This window comes from Amycolatopsis endophytica (genome assembly GCF_013410405.1).
Lineage (GTDB): Bacteria > Actinomycetota > Actinomycetes > Mycobacteriales > Pseudonocardiaceae > Amycolatopsis_E > Amycolatopsis_E endophytica.
Genome location: NZ_JACCFK010000001.1, coordinates 3,893,194 through 3,911,320, shown reverse-complemented (window position 1 = coordinate 3,911,320; position 18,127 = coordinate 3,893,194). Strand labels below are relative to the sequence as shown.

Sequence of the window (18,127 nt, the reverse complement as noted above, 5' to 3'; positions counted from 1 at the left end):
TCATCCCACCGGTTCGCCGATCAGGGCACCGGCGGCACCCTGCAGCTGAGCCCGCAGTTCGGGGGTGAGGATCTGGCCCACCCGGTCGACCAGCATGGTCATCTCATAGGCGACCTGGCCGATGTCGCAGTTCGGGGCGGCGAGGACGGCGAGGCACGACCCATCGCTGATGGACATCAGGACCATGATCCCGAGTTCCATCTCCACGACGGTCTCGTTGACCGCGCCCGCCTCGAAGCACCGCGCCGCGCCCTGGGTCAGGCTGACGAGCCCGGAAGCGACCGCGGCGAGCTGGTCGGCGCGGTCGAGCGGCAACCGGTTCGACGCGGTGAGCAGCAGGCCGTCGGCCGAAACGACCACCGCGTGCGCCACCCCAGGCACACGCTCGGCGAAATCATTGACCAGCCATCCGAACTGGTTCTGTGGCTGCGGCGTGGTCATTCACCCTCCATGGTTCCTTGTTCGGGATCGGCGGACTGAGCGGTCCGGTGCCTTCCACGCTGAACACCTTGCTGGAAACTGCTCAGCCTGCCGCGCACATCCTGCGGGTCACGCCGTGTCCTGGGCGCCGCCGGGGTGGCGGCGTTCTGGGGCGACAGGGCGCTGCCGGGCAGCAGTTGCTCGCCGCGGCGCCGTTTGGGCAGCCCCGCGGACGTGAAGCTCGACGGGGACGACGAGGACACGGTCTGGACGGCGGCCCAGCTCTCGTCCGTGGCGAACGACCAGGCCCCCTCCCCTTCCGCCGGTTCGCGGCGGGGCTGCGGGGTCTCCTGGTCCGGCTGTGGACGCGCCGGACGCTGGTCCGCGCCCGGCCGCGCGAACAGGCCAGTGCCCGGCTCCGGCGCGGCGTGCTGGAACAACCCGGCACCGGTCTCGGCCGCGGGCCTGGCCTGCCGCTGGGGCAGACCGGCAGCGGTCTCGGGGCGGGGCCGCCGCTGGGGCAGGCCGGATTCCGGCTCGCGACGGGGCAGCGCGGTCTCCGCCTGCGGCGAGGTGGGCTCGGGCTGTGGTTGAGTGGGCTCGGCCTGGGCGGCTTGCGGCTGGGTGGAAGGCTGTTCGCCCGCCTCCGGCTGACGCGGGCCGGGTTCTTCCGGCCGCGCACCCTTCGGCTGCCGCTGCGGCAGACCCGATTCCGGCTGCGCGCCCTCGGCCTTCGGACGGCGCCGGGGCAGGCCGCTGTCCGAAGAGGCATCCGCGGTCCGCGGCGAAGGCTGAGGCAGACCGCCCTCGGGCTGCGCCCCCGCGGACGGCTTCGGACGACGCTGCGGGAGCCCACTGTCCAGTTGCGGAGCCTCGGCGGCAGGCCGACGCTGCGGCAAACCGGACTCCGAGGACGCAGCCGGGGCAGCACCTTCCGCTCCAGAGCGCGGCTGCCGCTGCGGCAGACCCTCACTCCGCGCAGCGCCCTCCTTGGCCTGCGCAGCACTCTCCGCACCGGGCCGCGGCTGCCGCTGCGGCAGGCCCTCACTCCGCGCAGCGCTTTCGCCAGCGGCCTGCGCGGCACTCTCCGCACCGGGCCGAGCTTGCCGCCGGGGCAAGCCCTCGCCCTGCGCAGCGCTCTCGCCGACCTCCTTGGCCTGCTCGGCGCCTTCGGCCGCACCCTGCACCGACGGCTCCCGCTGCGGCAAGTCCTCGCCCTGCGGAGCGCTTTCGCCAGCGGACCGCGCGGCACTCTCCGCACCGGGCCGCGGCTGGCGCCGGGGCAGGCCGCTCTCCGTCCGGGAAGCGGCTTCCGGCTGAGCCTGAGGCGCGCTCTCCGCCCGCGAAGCGCTTTCCGGCACCTCAGCACTCGAAGCACCGGGCTGTGCGGCGGCTCCCTCGGGCGCGGTCTCGGCGCGCTTGGCGTGCCGGGCCCGGTTCACCCCGTGCTGGAAGCTGCTCAGGCGGCCACGGACATCAGCCGGGTCGCGGGTGGGCAGCTCCCGCTTCGGGGCGGGCGCCGCGGCGTCGCCATTCGCGCTGCCGGGCAGCAACTGCTCGCCACGGCGGCGCTTGGGCAGGCCGGCGTCGGTGAAGCTCTTCGGCTCCACCTGCGACCTGGCCTGGACAGCGCGGAAGCTCTCGTCGGCCGCGAAGTCCCAGCCGCTGGTGGCCTTGCCGCCCGCCGTCTCGTCCGAAGTGGACTCCGACGACGAACCGGTCGTCTTCGCGGGGGGCGGGTCGTCGCTGCGGAACCACGCCGACAGAGTCTCGTCGAAGATCGGCGTCGTCTCGCGACGCGACGGCGGCGGAGTGGCCGGCTTCGGCTCGTTCGCGGCCGAGCTCCACCAGTCCGACAACGGGCTGCTGTTGGCCGTGAACAACGCCTTGCCACTGGGCAGCTCACCGGACTCAGCTGACTCAGTGTCAGCGACCTCCGCGGCGGGATCCTCGGGAGCGGGCGCCTCGGGAACGGGCGCCTCGGGCAGCGGCTGCGACGGCGGCTCCCCCTCCTCCGACGGCAACGGCGTGAACAGCGCCGTACCAGAGATCTCCAGGTCCGACGGCGGCCGCGGGGGCAGCACCCCGGAGTGCCCGTTCTGCGCCCACGACGACGGGGCGTTCGCGCCGTCACCCGGCGTCGGCAGGTCACCGAAGCCCGCGATGCCACCCGGGCGCCCGGCACCGTTGACCGTGCGCCGCCGCGGCAGGCCCGGTTCCGGCTGCGGCAGCGCGGGGGCCGGAGCGGGCGCGGGCAGGTCCATCACCAGGTCCGCGGGAACCGTCACGGTCGCGCGCACACCCACGATGTCCTTGCCACCGTGCAGGACCACACCGATGTTGTGGCGTCCGGCGAGGCGGCCGACCACGAACAGGCCCATCCGGCGCGAGGTCGCCAGATCGACCGTGCCCGCCTCGGTCAGCCGGACGTTCGCCTCGGCGACCTCGGCCTCGTTCATGCCGATGCCCTTGTCGATGATGTCGATGACCAGGCCACGGTGGTCCGAAGCCCGGGTCGTCACCGTCACCTGCGTCTCGGGCGCGGAGAACGCGGTCGCGTTGTCCAGCAGCTCCGCGACGAGGCGCATCAGGTCGCTGGAGGCGAACCCGACGATCCGCGCCTCCGGCGGCGTCTGCACCACGACCCGCTGGTACTGCTCGATCTCCGACACCGCGGCGCGCAGGACGTCGGAGGTGGAGACCGGCTGACCGGAGCGGCGGCCCGGTTCGGCGCCGGAGAGCACCATCAGGTTCTCGTTGTTGCGCCGCATCCGCGTGGCGAGGTGGTCGAGCTGGAACAGCGTCGCCAGCTGGTCGGCGTCCTCCTCGTCCCGCTCCAGCCGCTCGATCAGCTGCAGCTGCCGCTGCACGAGGCTCTGGCTGCGGCGCGAGAGGTTGACGAACACGCTGCTGTACCCGGTGCGCATGTTGGCCTGCTCGACCGCGAGGCGCAGCGCCTGGCTGTGCACCTCGTCGAACGCCTTGGCCACCTCACCGATCTCGTCCTTCGTGCCGACCTGCACCGGCTGGACGTCGGTGCTCTGCTCGCGGCCCTCCTGGATGTTGCGCACCGCGGCGGGCAGCTGCCGGTCCGCGATGTCGAGCGCGCCCGCCCGCAGCACCCGCAGCGAGTGCAGCAACTGGCGGGTGATCAGGATGACGACCGCGGCGGTGACCACGAGCGCCGCGAACAGCAGCACCGCGAGCAGGCCGGCGTCGGTGCCCGCGTCGTCCGCGAGGTCGGCCGAGGTGGTCTCCAGCTGGTCGCCGAGGCTGTCGCCGACCGTGTCCAGCGCGGCGATCACCGACGCCGACACCGCGGTCCACTGTTCGGCCGAGACGCCGCGCAGTGCGCTGGGCACCGACGACCCCTCCGCCGCGAGCACCCCGTTGACCAACCGGCTGCGGGTGTTGAAGTCCTGCCCCATCACGGTGCGGTCGAACTGGGACTCCTGCGCGGAGTCGGACGCGGCGCGGAAGTCGACGAGACGGTCGGCGAGCCGGAGTTCGGCGGTGCGCAGGTCGTTGAGCTGCGTCGGGGTCAGCGCGCCGCGCGCGATGCCGTAGCCGAGCAGCGACTGGGCGGTCGAGGTCTCCTCCTTGACCACCATCAGGTCGTGCAGCGCGCTCGGGGTGCCGCCGATGGCGTCGTCACCGATGCCCGCGACCAGCGCGGTGTCCAGCCCGATCAGCGAATCGGTCATCTCGCTGTAGGCGGCCAGTGCCTGCACCGCGTCGAGACGGCCCTCGCCGACCTGGCCGCGCACCTCGCCGAGGCGGCTCACCGCGGCGGTCGCGGCCTCGGCGGGCCCGCGGATGCCGCCGTCGGCGTCGGCCGCGTGGGCGGCGGCGCTCGTGACCGGGCCGGTCGCCGCGTCCACCACCTGGCGGGCGGCGTCGAGCTGCGGCGAGCTGCCGACGGTGCCCTGGGTGAGCAGCGCGGTGGTCTGGGTGCGTTCCTGCTGCAGCGCGCCGACGAGCGTGCGGACCGTGCCGTTCAGCTCGACGAGCCGGTTCATCCGCTCGTAGTTGCCGGAACGCTCGACCTGGTTGCCAATGGTGATGCCGCCCAGCACCAGGGCGATCATGATCGGCACCAGGGACACCGCGGCGAGCTTGGCCGACAGCCGCCAGTCCCGCCAGCTCATGAGCGTGGCCCACTTCGACGGCTCCGGCGGTTGCTGACCGAGGAGCTGTCCCACAGGCACTTGGCCCTGTCCTGCAACGGTCACGAAGGTGACTCCCTGTCCGGCGTTTGGTGTTCGCGTCCGCGGGCCGGACCCGTGCCGGAGCGTACGGATTCGCCGCGTGGCCTCAACCGCATGGCTCTCCTCGTCACGGGTGAACTCGTCGCTTCTCCTGCAGCCCCAGCCGACGGCGCTGTCCCGGCCGCCCCGCCGCCTCACCGGACGAGCCCCGGCGGCGGTGCCGTGCATCATGCGGTGTGCACGATGCCCCACACAACACCGGTTTACGCTCAGTCACAGCGAGTCAGCGTGGCCCAGGAAGCGTACACCAAACGGGCTGACCCGAAGCCCGGCGAACCCGCGTGTGCTGACCTGCGGAAATACCCGTTGTCACAAGGGGTTTACGCGAAACCGCTCGTCAGAGCCCTGCCACCTCCCGGTTTGGTTACGCGCGGCCCCCACCCGCACCGCGGGCTCGTCACCCACTTAGCCCAGACAAGCCTGGGACAAAGCGGAAAACCGGTACCGACCGTGCGGACACCGTGGGGCTTGAGGGCCTAATACCCCCCGATCTTGTGGGATTTGGCGAGCCGTGGATTCTCGCCCGACCGCGTTCGTGAACAGCAATTTTCCACCTCCGACGCGGTGTGCCGCGATGACGCGCGCCTCACCCCACTCAGGGACGGCACCCCGCGTCACTAACCCCGGGTTACGTGCATTGGCGGAATGGCTCCGGCCTTTCGCTCGATTGGCGTATTAACCCATCCGGGTGTCGCAACACCGCTTCACTCTGAAGGGGTCCTCCGCTGTCGGAGGCCCAGGTCGCCGTGGCTAGCATGTGCGCCGCCGAAAAAGTTTCGCCGAGTTCGCACGCATGCCGGGAGGCAGAGATGCAGAACGTCGCTCCCACCCCCGCGACGCGCAACCCCGTGGAAGACACGGGTGAGATGCGGCCGCTGTTCGGCAACCCCGTCGAACAACCGGCCCGTCCGCGACGTCCGGAAGGCCCGGACTTCGTGGCCATCCAGCGCAGCGAGGAGTTCTCCGGGCTGCGAAGCCGCTTCCGGCGGTTCGTGTTCCCGACGAGCCTCGCGTTCGTCCTCTGGTACCTGGCGTACGTGCTGCTCGCGGCCTACGCGCACGACTTCATGAGCATCAAACTGGTCGGCGAGGTCAACGTCGCGATGCTGCTGGGGATCCTCCAGTTCGTCTCGACGGCCCTGTTCACCGCCGCGTACCTGCGGTTCGCGCGGCGCCGGATCGACCCCGAGGTGGACCAGGTCCGCAGGCAGGCAGGAGTGCAGTAACCGATGAACCACGTTCTCGCCGCGGAAACCTCGACCGCGGCCAGCAACCCGATCCTGAACACGGCCGTCTTCGCGCTCTTCGTCGCCATCACGCTGTTCGTGGTGTACCGCGTGAGCAGCCGGAACTCCTCCCGCTCCGACTACTACGCGGCGGGCAGCGCTTTCACCGGACGGCAGAACGGCATCGCGCTCTCCGGCGACTTCCTCTCGGCCGCGTCGTTCCTCGGGATCGCCGGCGCCATCGCGGTGCACGGCTACGACGGGTTCCTCTACTCGATCGGCTTCCTCGTCGCGTGGCTGGTGGACCTGCTGCTCATCGCCGAGCTGCTGCGCAACACCGGCCGCTTCACCATGGGCGACGTGCTGAGCTTCCGGATGAAGCAGCGCCCGGTGCGCGCCGCCGCCGCGACGTCCACGCTGGTGATCTCACTGTTCTACATGCTGGCCCAGATGGCGGGCGCCGGCGGCCTGATCGCGCTGCTGCTCGACATCCACGGCGGGTTCGGACAGGCGCTGATCATCGCCGTCGTCGGCATCGTCATGGTGCTGTACGTGCTGGTCGGCGGCATGAAGGGCACCACGTACGTCCAGATCATCAAGGCCAGCATCCTGATTCTCGCCGCGGTGCTGATGACGGTGTTCCTGTTCGGCAAGTTCGGGTTCAGCCTGTCCAACCTGCTGTCCTCGGCGGCCTACCACAGCCCGATGGGCGAGAAACTGCTCGAACCGGGTGGCCAGTACGGCGCGAACGGCACCACCAAGCTCGACTTCGTGTCGCTGGCCGTCGCGCTGATCCTGGGTGCGGCCGCGCTGCCGCACGTCCTGATGCGCTTCTACACCGTGCCGAACTCGCAGGAGGCACGACGCTCGGTCGTCTGGGCCACCGCCTGCATGTTCGTGTTCTATCTGTGCACGCTGGTGATCGGCTTCGGCGCGGCCGCGCTGGTCGGCACCGACGAGATCAAGGCCGCACCCGGCGGCGAGAACTCCGCGGCGCCGCTGCTGGCCCTGCACATCGGCGGGACGCTGCTGCTGGGGATCATCGCGGCGGTCGCGTTCGCGACGATCCTCGCGGTCGTGGCCGGCCTGACCCTGACCGCGTCGGCGTCCTTCGCCCACGACGTGTACGCCAACATCTTCAAGCGTGGGCACGCCGATCCGGTCGACGAGGTGCGGGTCGCCCGCCTGGCCGCGGTCGGGATCGGGGTGCTGGCGATCATCGGCGGCGTCCTCGCCAACGGGCAGAACATCGCCTTCCTGGTCGCGCTCGCGTTCGCGGTCGCGGCCTCGGCGAACCTGTCGACGCTGCTGTACTCGCTGTTCTGGAAGCGGTTCAACACCACGGGCACGCTGTGGGCGATCTACGGCGGCCTCGGCGCCTGCCTGGTGCTGGTGATCTTCTCGCCGGTGGTGTCCGGGGCGGCGGACTCGATCATCAAGGGCGTGGACTTCCACTGGTTCCCGCTGAAGAACCCGGGCCTGGTCTCGATCCCGTTCTCGTTCCTGTGCGGGTTCGTGGGCACGCTGGTCGGCAAGGACAAGGCCGATCCGCGCAAGCACGCCGAGATGGAGGTCCGTTCGCTCACCGGGATCGGTTCCTGAGACGCTGCACGGGTGAGCGTTGAACGAATCAGGCGGTTCCTGAGCGAGGCCGACCCCGGCACGCCGTGCCTGGTCGTCGACACCGACACCGTCGCGACGCGCGTGCGGGAGCTCCGTGACGAGTTCCCGCACGCGCGGTTGCGCTACGCGGTCAAGGCGAACCCGGAGCCCGCGGTGCTGCGGGCGGTGCTGGCCGCGGGCGGCGGATTCGACGTCGCGAGCCCGGCCGAGATCGCCGCGTGCCTGGACGCCGGTGCCTCGCCCGCCGCGCTGTCCTACGGCAACACGATCAAGAAACCGGCCGACATCGCGTTCGCGTGGTCGCGGGGCGTGCGTGACTTCACCACTGACGCGCCCGGTGACCTGGCCCACCTGGCCGCGCACGCGCCGGGCGCTTCGGTGTCCGTGCGGATCCTGGTGGACGGCCCGGCGTCGGCGACTCCGTTCGGGCAGAAGTTCGGCTGCGAGCCGGCGCAGGCCGCGGCGCTGCTCGCCGAGGCGGACCGGCTGGGCCTGGACGCGGCCGGGATCGCCTTCCACGTCGGCTCCCAGCAGCCCGACCCGGGCGCGTGGGAACCCGGCATCGCGGCGGCGGCCAAGATCTTCGCCGAGTGCGCCACCCGAGGGGTTTCGTTGCGGCGGCTGAACATCGGCGGCGGCTTCGGCATCACCTACCGGTCCGCCGTGCCCTCACCCGCCGAGTACGGGCGCGAGATCCGGGCGGCGGTACGCGCCCACTTCCCGGACGAACCGGAAATCCTGCTCGAACCGGGCCGCGCCGTCGTGGCCGGGGCCGGGTTGATCCGCACCGAGGTCGTGCTGGTGTCGACCCGGTTCGGGCGGCGCTGGGTCTACCTGGACGTCGGGCGTTACAACGGGCTGGCCGAGACCGAGAACGAGGCCATCCCCTACCGGTTCGAGGTGCCGGACCGCGACGGCGCGCGGGGCCCCGTCGTGCTCGCCGGACCGACCTGCGATGGTGACGACGTGCTGTACCAGCGCACCCCGTACGAGCTGCCGCTGTCGCTGCGGGCCGGCGACCGGGTCGACATCCTCGACGCCGGCGCCTACACCGCGAGCTACTCGTCGGTGGCGTTCAACGGGATCCCGCCCCTGCGCACCCACTGCCTGGAAGGAGGACGGCTCGCCGATGACCCGTGAGATCGGCGCCTTCGCCGGCCGCCACGTGCTGGCCGAACTGAGGGACATCGACCCCACGTTGCTGGACGACCCGGCGTTCCTGCGGGACGTGCTGCGGAACTGCGTGAGCGAGGCCGGGGCGACGGTGTGCGAGGTGGTCGCGCACCGGTTCGAACCGCAGGGGGTGACCGTGCTGGCGCTGCTGGCCGAATCGCACGCTTCGGTGCACACCTACCCGGAGATCGGGGCGTTGTTCGCCGACGTGTTCACCTGCGGTGACCAGGCGGACCCCGAGGTGGCGGTGCGGTTGCTGGCGGCGGCGCTGCGGACGTCGTCGGTGGAGATGTCGGTGGTCGAGCGTGGGGAGAAGCATGTCACGGCAGATCGTTGAGCCCATGGGCGCCGGGCTGACGCGGGTGTGGGACGTGTCCGAGGTGCTGTTCGACGAGCACACCGGGTTCCAGCGGATGCTGATCGGCCGCACGGCGCAGGGCGTGTCGCTCTTCTGCGACGACGAGCGGCAGAGCACGGAGGCGAGCCAGCTCGTCTACCACGAGGCGCTGATGGTGCCCGCGATGCTGTTGGCCGCGCAGGTGCGGCGCGTGCTGATCATCGGGTCGAGCGAGGGGGTCGCGAGTCAGCTGGCGGTGTCGTTCGGTGCTTCGCGGGTCGATCACGTGGACATCGACGAGGTGGCGGTGCGGACGTGCGCCGCGCTGCTGCCCTACGGCTACACGACGGCCGAACTGGAGGCGGCGGAGCGCGGCGAGGGCCCGGTGCGCGTGCACTACACGGACGGCTTCTCGTTCGTGGCGGCCTCGGAGGGCGGTTACGACGTGGTGGTCATCGACCTGCCCGACGAGAACTCCGACGCCGACGCGCAGCACAACCGCCTGTACGGAGCTTCGTTCCTTCGGCAGTGCGCCGCGCTTCTCACACCCGGCGGTGTCGTGTGCTGCCAGGGCGGCTGCCCGACGCTGTGGCGCAACGACACGCTGCGCACCGCGTGGTCCCGCTTCCGCGACGTGTTCGCCACCCCGGTGTACTTCGGCTCGGACGAGCACGAATGGGCCTTCCTGTCCGGCCGCAGGGACGAGGTGGCCGACCCGGTGGAGGCGATGACCGCGCACCTGGCCGGCTTCACGCCGGAGACGCTGGACGCGGAGACGCTGCGAGGCTCGACGGTGGTGCCGCACAGCCTCCGGGGGTGATCATCCCCGGAAGAGCAAACACACCGCCCGGAAGAGCAAACACGGCACCCGGAAGGGCAAACACGGCACCCGGAACGGCCAACACGCCGAGGCTACGGCGTGTTGGCCGCTCCCGTCCGCGTGTTTGCTGCTCCCGGCGGCGTGTTGGCCGCTCCCGTCGGGGGTGGTTTCAGAGCTTGCGGCCAGCGTGCACGCGGTGCGTCACCGAGCGCTCGGCGACGAACGACAGGAACGGGATCGTCCCGGCCAGCAGCACCAGGATCGTCCCCTTGATGGACCACCGGGCCTTCAGCGCGAGGTCCACGGCGAACACCAGGTACACCATGTAGAACACGCCGTGGGTGACGCCGGCCCAGCTCATCATCCCCGCCGAGTCGAACCCGTACTTGAGGATGAACGCCGCCGTCAGCAGCAGCAACGCGATACCGGTGGTGTAGGCCAGCACGCGGTAGCGCAGCAGCGGCCCCCGCAGGGCGGGCGCGGCCTTCGTGGCCGGGGCGCCTTCGCGTTCGTCGGTGTCCACCATCGACTCTGCCTTTCTAGCTCTCGCGCTGGTCACGAGCGTGCAGCTCGGCCAGGTACCGGTTGTAGGCGGCGAGTTCGTCGTCACCGTCGTCGACCGGGATCCGCCGGGTGCGGGGCGCCGGAACCTCGCTGACCGGCTTGCGGCCCCACTCGGAGCGGGCCGGTTCGGCGGCGTCCTCCTCGGCCGCCTGCCGGCGCAGCTTCCAGATCCGCCACACCATGAACGCCGGGAAGACCCCGAACAGCGGCCACTGCAGCACGTAACCCAGGTTCTGGAACGTGCCGCTCGCCGATTCGAACCGGTTCCACTGCCACCAGGCCAGCGCGCAGCACACCGCGAACGCGGCGACGCACAGCACACCGATCCCGATGCGGCGCGGCGTGAACAGACCCGTGGGCACCCCACGACGCTAGCACTCCCGGGTCAGGAGACCTTGACGACCTGGGCGGCCTTGGCGTAGGCGTCGGCCAGGCCGAACACCTTCTGGCCGTAGTCGACGGAGTTGTTGTACGACAGGATCCCGGACCACCAGCCGCCGGCGGCGGCCATGTCGCGGCCGCCGGCGCACAGGTACTTGGCCGCGGCGAGCGCGGCGGCGTCGATCTGCTGCGGGTTGTAACCGCCACCCCACTTCGCCCAGGTCGAGGGCAGGAACTGCATCGGCCCGACCGCCCGGTCGTAGTTCGGGTCGCCGTCGAACCGGCCACCGTCGCTGTCGCCGATGGCCCTGATGCCGGGCGAGCCGTCCAGCGGAACACCGATGATCGCCTTCGACGGCAGTCCGTTGTCCCGCAGGACCGCGCCGCCGTACCGGCCGTGGTTGGACTCGATCCGCCCGATGCCCGCGAGCGTCGCCCACGACACCCGGCATTTCGGCTGGGTGGCGCGCAGCTCCAGCTCGGCGTTGCCGTACGCGACGAGCGCGCGGGCCGGGATCCCGGTGACCTCGGCCACCTTGTCCGCCCAGCGGGTGAGCAGGTCCGCACCGCTGGACTGCGGCTGCTGTTCCTGCGGCTGGGTCTGCGGGGCGCCTTCGAGGGTCGCGTTGACCGGGGCCACCGAGCCGGGTGCGACCGGCGCCGCCGCGTTCTCCAGGTCCGGGATCTCGGTGGTGGTCTCGCTCGGCCCTGGCCGGGTGACCGCGGTGGTCACCCAGATCCCGCCGACGGCGGCCGCCAGTACCACCGTCACGACCAGGAGCCTGCCGAGCACCGCCGGGACGGCCCGTCGGCGGTTAGTGCCGTCGACGGCGTCCTCCTCGGTGGACACGTCCGCAGGGTCGTGCTCGATCTGCTCCGTGTCCAAGAACCGTGCCTCCCACCGACGTCCGCGCGCCTGATCCTGCGGCGCCGACGATAGGTGCGTGGGCGTCAAGCGAGCGCTAACCGTGCCTCACCTGACCAACGAGGCCGCGTTTCCTGACGTTACGCGGCCACGACGGTCAGCTGGCGCGCTGCTGCCTCGCGAGCCGGGCCACGCACCACGCCGGGGCGCTGCCGCGGCGCAGGTGCTGCAGGACGGTCATCGGCCCGAGGCGGCGGGACAGATCGGACGGGGTGAGCCCCGCCAGCCGGTAGTCCAGCGCGCGCTGGTCGATCGGGCTGATCCCGGCGTCCCACCAGGCCTTGGCCTCTTCGATGTCACCGATCATCTGCCACCATCCGGCGGCGGCGACCAGCAGATCGTCCGGCACTTCCGGCAGCCGCTCGCGCATGGCGTCGAGGTAGTCCGGGTCGGCCGATTCGAGCGGCTTCCAAGTCCGGGTGCCCGCACGCTCGCGCTGGCCGGGAATCCCTGGTGGTTGTTGCGGCAGTTCGGCGAGCCAGGCCGAGGCGATCCGGTCGGCCTCCCTTTCCTCGGGCGTCTGCTCGAGCTCGGACGCCCACTGGCGAATCACCGCATCCACCCCGGGATCTCCGGTCATCCCTGCCTCCTTGTGCCCCAACTGAAAGCCATCGAACGGCGATGATCGAAGCGATTGACCGTTTCGCCGGCGAGAACCGGCTGGTCACGCAATGTGAGCACCGTAGGGCGAAGTCGGGCCGCCGCGCCAGAGGTTCCCGGAAAGGAATTCAGCGACCAGCGCGTTAACCACGTCAATCCACTCGGATGGTGGAACGGGGGCGTTCAGATGCCGAGAATCGTGACTTTCCGTGGTTCCCCTGGGAATGCGCGCAACGACGGCCGGCACCGTGCGCGACGGTGCCGGCCGCGGCCGGATGGGGTCAGGAGAAGAGGCTGCGCACGAACGTCACGATGGCTTCCGCGCCGTCACGGAGCCAGCCGAGGGCGTCCTTGACCACGGCCGCCGACTCGTTCGGACGCGTGATCAGGAAGAAGAGGACGAGGGCGACGACGGCCACGATGACGATCTTCTTGGTGTTCGCCGACATGGCCTGCTTTCCCCTCGCTCCAGTGCGTCCGCGGTGTACCGCGAACCCGTACACCCCACAGATCCCCCCGGTCACCGGCAATCCTGCCGTCACCGGGACGTTTTGCACACCCCTTCACACGGATGGCTGGACGCGGTGACACTGCGTGCTCAGCTCGGACTCGGTCCCACTCTAAACGATCGACGCGACGCACGGCAGGAGGCGATCGCACTCGCGCGTGTGGCGTGTCGTCATCCGCCTGTCCTACCCCGATCCGGTACCGCCATGCGCCGTCAGGAGGCGATCACCCCGGACGCACGCCACCCGTCGACTGTCCCGGCGTCGTAGCCGAGTTCGGTGAGCACGTCGACCGTGTCGGCGCCCTTCTCGTGCGGCGCCTCCGGAGTGACGGGCGGCGTGCGGTCGAAGCGCGGCGCCGGCGCGGGCTGGACGACGCCGCCGATCTCGACGAAGGTGCCTCGTGCCGCGTTGTGCGGGTGCGACGCCGCCTCCCACGGGCTCAGTACCGGCGTCAGGCACGCGTCGGTACCCTCCGCCCGCGCCACCAGCTCGTCACGCGTGAACTTGCCGATCGCCGCGGCGAGGATCTCCCGCAGCCGGGGCCACTGGGTCCCGTCGAGGTGCATCGGCAGCTCCGCGGGATCGAGTTCGAGCACCCGCACCAGATCGCCCCAGAACCGCATCTCGATCGCCCCGAGGGCCACGTACTTGCCGTCCGCGGTCTCGTAGGTGTCGTAGAACGGTGCACCACCGTCGAGGACGTTGCCGCCGCGCTCGTTCGGCCACATCCCGGCCGACCGCATCCCGAACAGCTGCGTCATCAGCAGGGCCGCGCCGTCGACCATCGCCGCGTCCACCACCTGACCGCGGCCGGACGTGGTGCGCTCATGCAGCGCGGCGAGGATGCCCAGCGCCAGCAGCATGCCACCGCCCGCGAAATCGCCGACCAGGTTGAGCGGCGGCACCGGCCGCTCCCCCGCCCGCCCGACCGGTTCGAGCGCGCCCGCGACGCTGAGGTAGTTGATGTCGTGCCCGGCCGCCGTCGCCAGCGGCCCGTCCTGGCCCCAGCCGGTCACGCGCCCGTAGACGATGCGGGGGTTGCGTGCCTGAACGTGCTCCGGCCCCAGCCCCATGCGCTCCGCGACGCCCGGCCGGAAACCCTCGACGAACACGTCCGCCCGCTCGGCCAGCCGCAGCACGATCTCGACGCCGTCCGGGTTCTTCGTGTCCACGCCGATCGTCCGGCGCCCGCGCATCAGCGGATCGGCCGGGACACCGAGGACGTCGGCCCCCGGCTTGGCCCGGTCGACCCGCACGACATCGGCGCCGAGGTCGGCCAGCAGGGTGCCCGCGAACGGCGCCGGCGCCAGGCCCGCCAGCTCGACGACGCGCAGTCCGGTCAGTGGTCCCGCCATCAGAGCGTCCGCGAGATGACTTCGCGCATGATCTCGCTGGTCCCGCCGAAGATGCGGGAGATGCGCAGATCCGTCCACGCGCGGGCGATCGGGTACTCGGTCATGTAGCCGTAGCCACCGTGCAGCTGCACGCAGTCGTCGACGATCTTGTTGGCCCGCTCGGTGGTCCACAGCTTGACCATCGCGGCGCCCTGGACATCCAGCTCGCCCCTGAGGTGCCGCTCGATGCACTGGTCGAGGAACGCGCGCGCGACGGCCGCCTCGGTGGCCGCGTCGGCGAGTGTGAACTTGCTGTTCTGGAAGTTGTAGACCGGGCGCCCGAACGCGGTGCGGCCCTTGGTGTATTCGATGGTGAGGTCGATCGCCGCTTCCATCCCGGCGACGGCGGTCACCGCGATGATCAGCCGCTCCTGCGGGAGCTGCTGCATCATCTGGATGAAGCCCTGGCCTTCCTCGCCGAGCAGGTTCGCGGCGGGCACGCGGACGTCGTCGAAGAACAGCTCAGCGGTGTCCTGCCCCTTGAGGCCGACCTTGTCCAGCACACGGCCGCGACGAAAGCCTTCGCGGCTGGTCTCGACGACGATCAGCGACACGCCGGCCGCGCCCGCGTCCGGATCGGTCTTGCAGGCCAGCACGACGAGGTCGGCCATGCCACCGTTGCTGATGAAGGTCTTGGCGCCGTTGATGACGTACTCGTCGCCTTCACGCACCGCGCGGGTCTTGATGCCTTGCAGGTCGGAGCCGGTGCCCGGCTCGGTCATGCCGATCGCGGCGATCCATTCGCCACTGGCGAGCTTGGGCAGCCACTCCTTCTTCTTCTCTTCGGTGGCGTAGTTGAGCAGGTAGTGCGCCACGATCCCGTTGTGCACGGAGACGCCCCACGCGCCGTCGCCGCTGCGCGCCTGCTCCTCGTAGAGCACCGCTTCGTGGGCGAAGGTGCCGCCCCCGCCGCCGTACTCCTCCGGGATGGAGATCGCGAGCAGCCCGACCTCGCCCGCCTTGGTCCACAGCTCGCGGTCGACGGACTTCTGCTCGCTCCACCGCTCCTGGTGCGGCACGAGCTCCTTCTGGCAGAACGTCCTGGCGAGCTCGCGGAACTCGCTCAGGTCCTTCGCCCAGGAACTGTTCGGTGCGGGCAACGGCATCGGTGACCTCCAGCGGTGGAAAACATGACGGGCAGAATGTAAGTTCCGTTCGGAATGTACATCCGGCGCGAGCGCCGGTAAAGGGAGGCGACGTGACCGAGCGGGGGCACCGCACGCAGGCGCAGCGCCGGGAACAGACCCGGACCGCCCTGCTCGACGCGACGATCGAGTGCCTGATCGAACTCGGGTACGCCCGCACGTCGGTGCAGGAGATCTGCGCCAGGGCGGGGGTGTCGAAGGGCGCGGCGCAACACCACTTCACCGACAAGGCGGACCTGATGGCGGCCGCCGTCGCGCACCTCACGACGCGGCGGATGGAGGCGCTGTCTTCGTCCTTCGCGAACCTGCCGCCGGGTGAGCAGGCCATTCCCGCGGCGATCGACCTGCTGTGGGCCGGGTATTCGGGAACGCTGGCGACCGCGGCGACGGAACTGTGGATCGCGGCGCGCACGGACCCCGCGCTCCGAGCCGCGATCCGGCCGGTCGACCGCGCGCTGGGCCGGGAAACGCTGGCCCAGCTCGCGAACATCGCGCCCGGGCTGCCCCGCGAGCGGGTGGAGACGTTGTTCTGGCTGACCGTGAACTTCACGCGAGGCTTGGCCCTGGACGCCGAACTGGGCGGCGCGCCCGCCCGCCGGAAGCAACTGCTGGAGGAGTGGAAGCAGCTCGCGATGGCCGCCTACCGGGCCTGACCCCACCCTCCCGCCACCGTGTTGGCCACTCCGGGCACCGTGTTGGCCACTCCGGGCACCGTGTTGGCCGCTCCCGTCGCCGTGTTGGCCACTCCGGGCACCGCGTTGGCCGATCCGGACAGCGGGTGCTCGGTCCGTGGTGAGTCGGCTCGCGCCGGTGGCGTGTTGGCTGCATGAGATCGGCGCGTCCGGCGCGAAGGTGGGCGCCGCAGGTCTCGGTCGAGCGGCCGGCCCGGCCCTCGCTCGCGCCGGCCGCTCAACGGTGAGACGCACGAACGGCCGATTGTGACGTTCGCGAACGGGAAGCACTCATGGGCATACCGGCGGTATGCTGTACTCGCCGGTAACGTTGCCGACCAGCGTCAGGAGGGCCGATGACCAGCACCACCGCGTCCACGGGCGAGGCTTCGACGGAGCCGAACACCGTGGGCGGGATCGCCGGCGCGCCGACCGCCGCCCGGGCCGCTCAGCTCGCCCGCCGCGCGGAAGGCGGCCAGGATTCCGCCCCGGTCGAGATCACCGCGCCGTTCACCGGCCTGCCCACGGCGGCGCTGCCGCAGGCGACCGACGCCGAGGTGCGCGCCGTGTTCGGTGAGGCCCGGATGGCGCAACGTGAGTGGGCCGCGCGCCCGGCGACCGAGCGGCAGCGCGTGCTCAAGCGGCTCGGGCAGCTCATCCTGCGTCACCAGGAAGAGATCCTGAACCTGGTGCAGCTCGAAGCCGGTAAGGCGCGTCTCGACGCGTTCGACGAGGTCAGCGCCACCGCACTGGTCGCGGGCTACTACGGCGAGCACAGCGCGAAGTTCCTGGGCGCCCGCCGCGTCGCGGGAGTCATTCCGGTCGCGACGAAGGCAGGCGAGATCCGGCACCCGAAGGGCGTCGTCGGGGTGATCTCACCGTGGAACTACCCGCTCGCGCTGACGGCGATGGACGTGCTGCCCGCGCTCGCGGCAGGCAACGCGGTCGTGCAGAAGCCGGACAACCAGACCGCGTTGTCCGCGCTGTGGCTGCACGAGCTGGCGGCCGAGGCCGGGTTGCCCGCGGGGGTGTGGCGGATCGTGCTCGGGCGGGGTTCGCGCATCGGGGACGCATTGGTCGAGGAGTCGGATTACCTGTGTTTCACCGGCTCGACGCCGACGGGCAAGTCGCTCGCGGAGAAGGTCGCGGGACGGCTGACCGGATATTCCCTGGAGCTGGGCGGCAAGAACCCGATGATCGTCCTGCCCGACGCGCCGGTGTCGAAGGCCGCTGCCGGCGCGGTGACGGCGTGCTTCTCCTCCGCCGGGCAGCTCTGCGTGTCGGTCGAGCGGATCTACGTGCACGAGAACGTCCGCGAGGAGTTCACGAAGGCCTTCGTGGCGAAGACGCGGGCGCTCAAGCTGGGCACCGATCTGGGTTACGGCGCCGGCATGGGTTCACTCACCAACGCCGATCAGCTCGCCGCGGTGACCGCCCACGTGGACGACGCCCGTGCCAAGGGAGCCACGATCCTGACCGGCGGCCGGGCACGTCCCGACCTCGGGCCGCTGTTCTACGAGCCGACCGTGCTGACCGACGTGACCGAGGATGTGGCGCTGTTCCGGGAGGAGACGTTCGGCCCGGTCGTGGCGATCTACGGGTACACGGACCTGGACGAGGCCATCGAGCGCGCGAACGACACCGAGTACGGCCTGAACGCGAGCGTGTGGTCCGGCAGCGCGGCGGCTGGGTGGGCGGTGGCCACACGGTTGAAGGCCGGAACGGTCAACGTGAACGAGGGCTACGCGGCGACGTTCGGCACCGTCGGGCTGCCCATGGGAGGCATGAAGGAATCCGGCGTCGGACGACGCAACGGACGGGACGGTTTGCTGAAGTACACGGAGGCGCAGTCGATCGCGGTGCAGCGCGGAGTGCGGTTGCGGCCGCCTCGTGTGGTGCCGGGAAAGGTCTGGGCGCGAGCGATGACCACCGGAATTCGGTTGCTGGGCAAGCTTCCTCGACGGTGAAGGTCCTTTTTCTGACGCGGGAGCCGGTGCGGCCGCCCGTGCGCTGAACCGGCGGCCTGGCACCAAAAAGGACCACCACCTCACCCGCACCTTCCCCGCCCCCG

The 18,127-nt window shown here is 71.0% G+C and carries 16 protein-coding genes; 7 read left to right on the top strand and 9 right to left on the bottom strand.

What is annotated here, in order from left to right:
• Both HNR02_RS19325 and HNR02_RS19320 read right to left on the bottom strand, forming a co-directional pair.
• Window positions 1-441 carry a roadblock/LC7 domain-containing protein gene (locus HNR02_RS19325; RefSeq protein ID WP_179774549.1) on the bottom strand — a complete coding sequence of 147 codons (441 nt, stop codon included), beginning with the start codon at window positions 439-441 and terminating at the stop codon, window positions 1-3.
• Entirely contained in the window at window positions 438-4,568 is a 4,131-nt protein-coding gene (locus HNR02_RS19320; RefSeq protein WP_218914019.1) for a sensor histidine kinase, read from the bottom strand. The genes HNR02_RS19325 and HNR02_RS19320 overlap by 4 nt, the downstream gene beginning before the upstream one ends.
• Before the next feature lie 929 nt (window positions 4,569-5,497).
• On the opposite strand from HNR02_RS19320, the gene HNR02_RS19315 reads away from it, so the two are divergent.
• From HNR02_RS19315 to HNR02_RS19295, 5 genes are read left to right on the top strand one after another with little or no spacing between them, the layout of a single operon-like run.
• The gene (locus tag HNR02_RS19315) at window positions 5,498-5,914 is read left to right on the top strand and encodes a DUF485 domain-containing protein (RefSeq protein WP_179774548.1); all 417 of its coding nucleotides are present in this window, start codon (window positions 5,498-5,500) and stop codon (window positions 5,912-5,914) included.
• A 3-nt stretch (window positions 5,915-5,917) separates the two neighbouring features.
• The gene (locus HNR02_RS19310; RefSeq protein WP_179774547.1) at window positions 5,918-7,516 is read left to right on the top strand and encodes a monocarboxylic acid transporter; all 1,599 of its coding nucleotides are present in this window, start codon (window positions 5,918-5,920) and stop codon (window positions 7,514-7,516) included.
• Between the two features lie 12 nt (window positions 7,517-7,528).
• Window positions 7,529-8,677, top strand: coding sequence for a type III PLP-dependent enzyme (locus HNR02_RS19305; protein ID WP_179774546.1), 1,149 nt, complete (start codon window positions 7,529-7,531; stop codon window positions 8,675-8,677).
• Entirely contained in the window at window positions 8,667-9,047 is a 381-nt protein-coding gene (gene speD, locus HNR02_RS19300) for an adenosylmethionine decarboxylase (protein ID WP_179774545.1), read from the top strand. The genes HNR02_RS19305 and speD overlap by 11 nt, the downstream gene beginning before the upstream one ends.
• Entirely contained in the window at window positions 9,028-9,867 is an 840-nt protein-coding gene (locus tag HNR02_RS19295; RefSeq protein ID WP_218902979.1) for a spermidine synthase, read from the top strand. The genes speD and HNR02_RS19295 overlap by 20 nt, the downstream gene beginning before the upstream one ends.
• 169 nt (window positions 9,868-10,036) lie before the next feature.
• On the opposite strand, the gene HNR02_RS19290 is transcribed toward HNR02_RS19295, so the two are convergent.
• The 7 genes from HNR02_RS19290 to HNR02_RS19260 form a co-directional block, all read right to left on the bottom strand.
• Window positions 10,037-10,393 carry a DUF3817 domain-containing protein gene (locus HNR02_RS19290; protein ID WP_179774544.1) on the bottom strand — a complete coding sequence of 119 codons (357 nt, stop codon included), beginning with the start codon at window positions 10,391-10,393 and terminating at the stop codon, window positions 10,037-10,039.
• 13 nt (window positions 10,394-10,406) lie between these two features.
• Entirely contained in the window at window positions 10,407-10,793 is a 387-nt protein-coding gene (locus HNR02_RS19285; protein ID WP_179774543.1) for a hypothetical protein, read from the bottom strand.
• A 23-nt stretch (window positions 10,794-10,816) separates the two neighbouring features.
• Window positions 10,817-11,698, bottom strand: a complete 882-nt coding sequence (locus tag HNR02_RS19280) for a lysozyme family protein (protein ID WP_179774542.1) — start codon at window positions 11,696-11,698, stop codon at window positions 10,817-10,819.
• 136 nt (window positions 11,699-11,834) lie between these two features.
• Window positions 11,835-12,317 (bottom strand): helix-turn-helix transcriptional regulator, encoded by a 483-nt coding sequence (locus tag HNR02_RS19275; protein WP_179774541.1) that lies wholly within the window; start codon window positions 12,315-12,317, stop codon window positions 11,835-11,837.
• Window positions 12,318-12,618: 301 nt separating this feature from the next.
• Window positions 12,619-12,786, bottom strand: coding sequence for a hypothetical protein (locus HNR02_RS19270; RefSeq protein ID WP_179774540.1), 168 nt, complete (start codon window positions 12,784-12,786; stop codon window positions 12,619-12,621).
• Window positions 12,787-13,058: 272 nt separating this feature from the next.
• A complete protein-coding gene (locus HNR02_RS19265; protein WP_179774539.1) occupies window positions 13,059-14,201 on the bottom strand; it encodes a CaiB/BaiF CoA transferase family protein in 1,143 nt (380 codons plus the stop codon).
• Complete coding sequence (locus tag HNR02_RS19260) at window positions 14,201-15,346, bottom strand: acyl-CoA dehydrogenase family protein (protein WP_179774538.1); 1,146 nt, start codon at window positions 15,344-15,346, stop codon at window positions 14,201-14,203. The genes HNR02_RS19265 and HNR02_RS19260 overlap by 1 nt, the downstream gene beginning before the upstream one ends.
• A gap of 92 nt (window positions 15,347-15,438) precedes the next feature.
• Here HNR02_RS19260 and HNR02_RS19255 point away from each other — a divergent pair, with 92 nt between their 5' ends.
• Window positions 15,439-16,038 carry a TetR/AcrR family transcriptional regulator gene (locus HNR02_RS19255; RefSeq protein ID WP_179774537.1) on the top strand — a complete coding sequence of 200 codons (600 nt, stop codon included), beginning with the start codon at window positions 15,439-15,441 and terminating at the stop codon, window positions 16,036-16,038.
• A gap of 374 nt (window positions 16,039-16,412) precedes the next feature.
• Window positions 16,413-18,023, top strand: a complete 1,611-nt coding sequence (locus HNR02_RS19250; protein ID WP_179774536.1) for a succinic semialdehyde dehydrogenase — start codon at window positions 16,413-16,415, stop codon at window positions 18,021-18,023.
• Window positions 18,024-18,127 lie beyond the last annotated feature (104 nt).

Excerpts from the sequence above, each read along its gene's own strand:
- HNR02_RS19325 (WP_179774549.1), bottom strand. The coding sequence starts at position 441 with ATGACCACGCCGCAGCCACAGAACCAGTTCGGATGGCTGGTCAATGAT.
- HNR02_RS19320 (WP_218914019.1), bottom strand. The coding sequence starts at position 4,568 with ATGAGCTGGCGGGACTGGCGGCTGTCGGCCAAGCTCGCCGCGGTGTCC.
- HNR02_RS19315 (WP_179774548.1), top strand. The coding sequence starts at position 5,498 with ATGCAGAACGTCGCTCCCACCCCCGCGACGCGCAACCCCGTGGAAGAC.
- HNR02_RS19310 (WP_179774547.1), top strand. The coding sequence starts at position 5,918 with ATGAACCACGTTCTCGCCGCGGAAACCTCGACCGCGGCCAGCAACCCG.
- speD (WP_179774545.1), top strand. The coding sequence starts at position 8,667 with ATGACCCGTGAGATCGGCGCCTTCGCCGGCCGCCACGTGCTGGCCGAA.
- HNR02_RS19295 (WP_218902979.1), top strand. The coding sequence starts at position 9,028 with ATGTCACGGCAGATCGTTGAGCCCATGGGCGCCGGGCTGACGCGGGTG.
- HNR02_RS19290 (WP_179774544.1), bottom strand. The coding sequence starts at position 10,393 with ATGGTGGACACCGACGAACGCGAAGGCGCCCCGGCCACGAAGGCCGCG.
- HNR02_RS19275 (WP_179774541.1), bottom strand. The coding sequence starts at position 12,317 with ATGACCGGAGATCCCGGGGTGGATGCGGTGATTCGCCAGTGGGCGTCC.
- HNR02_RS19270 (WP_179774540.1), bottom strand. The coding sequence starts at position 12,786 with ATGTCGGCGAACACCAAGAAGATCGTCATCGTGGCCGTCGTCGCCCTC.
- HNR02_RS19265 (WP_179774539.1), bottom strand. The coding sequence starts at position 14,201 with ATGGCGGGACCACTGACCGGACTGCGCGTCGTCGAGCTGGCGGGCCTG.
- HNR02_RS19260 (WP_179774538.1), bottom strand. The coding sequence starts at position 15,346 with ATGCCGTTGCCCGCACCGAACAGTTCCTGGGCGAAGGACCTGAGCGAG.
- HNR02_RS19250 (WP_179774536.1), top strand. The coding sequence starts at position 16,413 with ATGACCAGCACCACCGCGTCCACGGGCGAGGCTTCGACGGAGCCGAAC.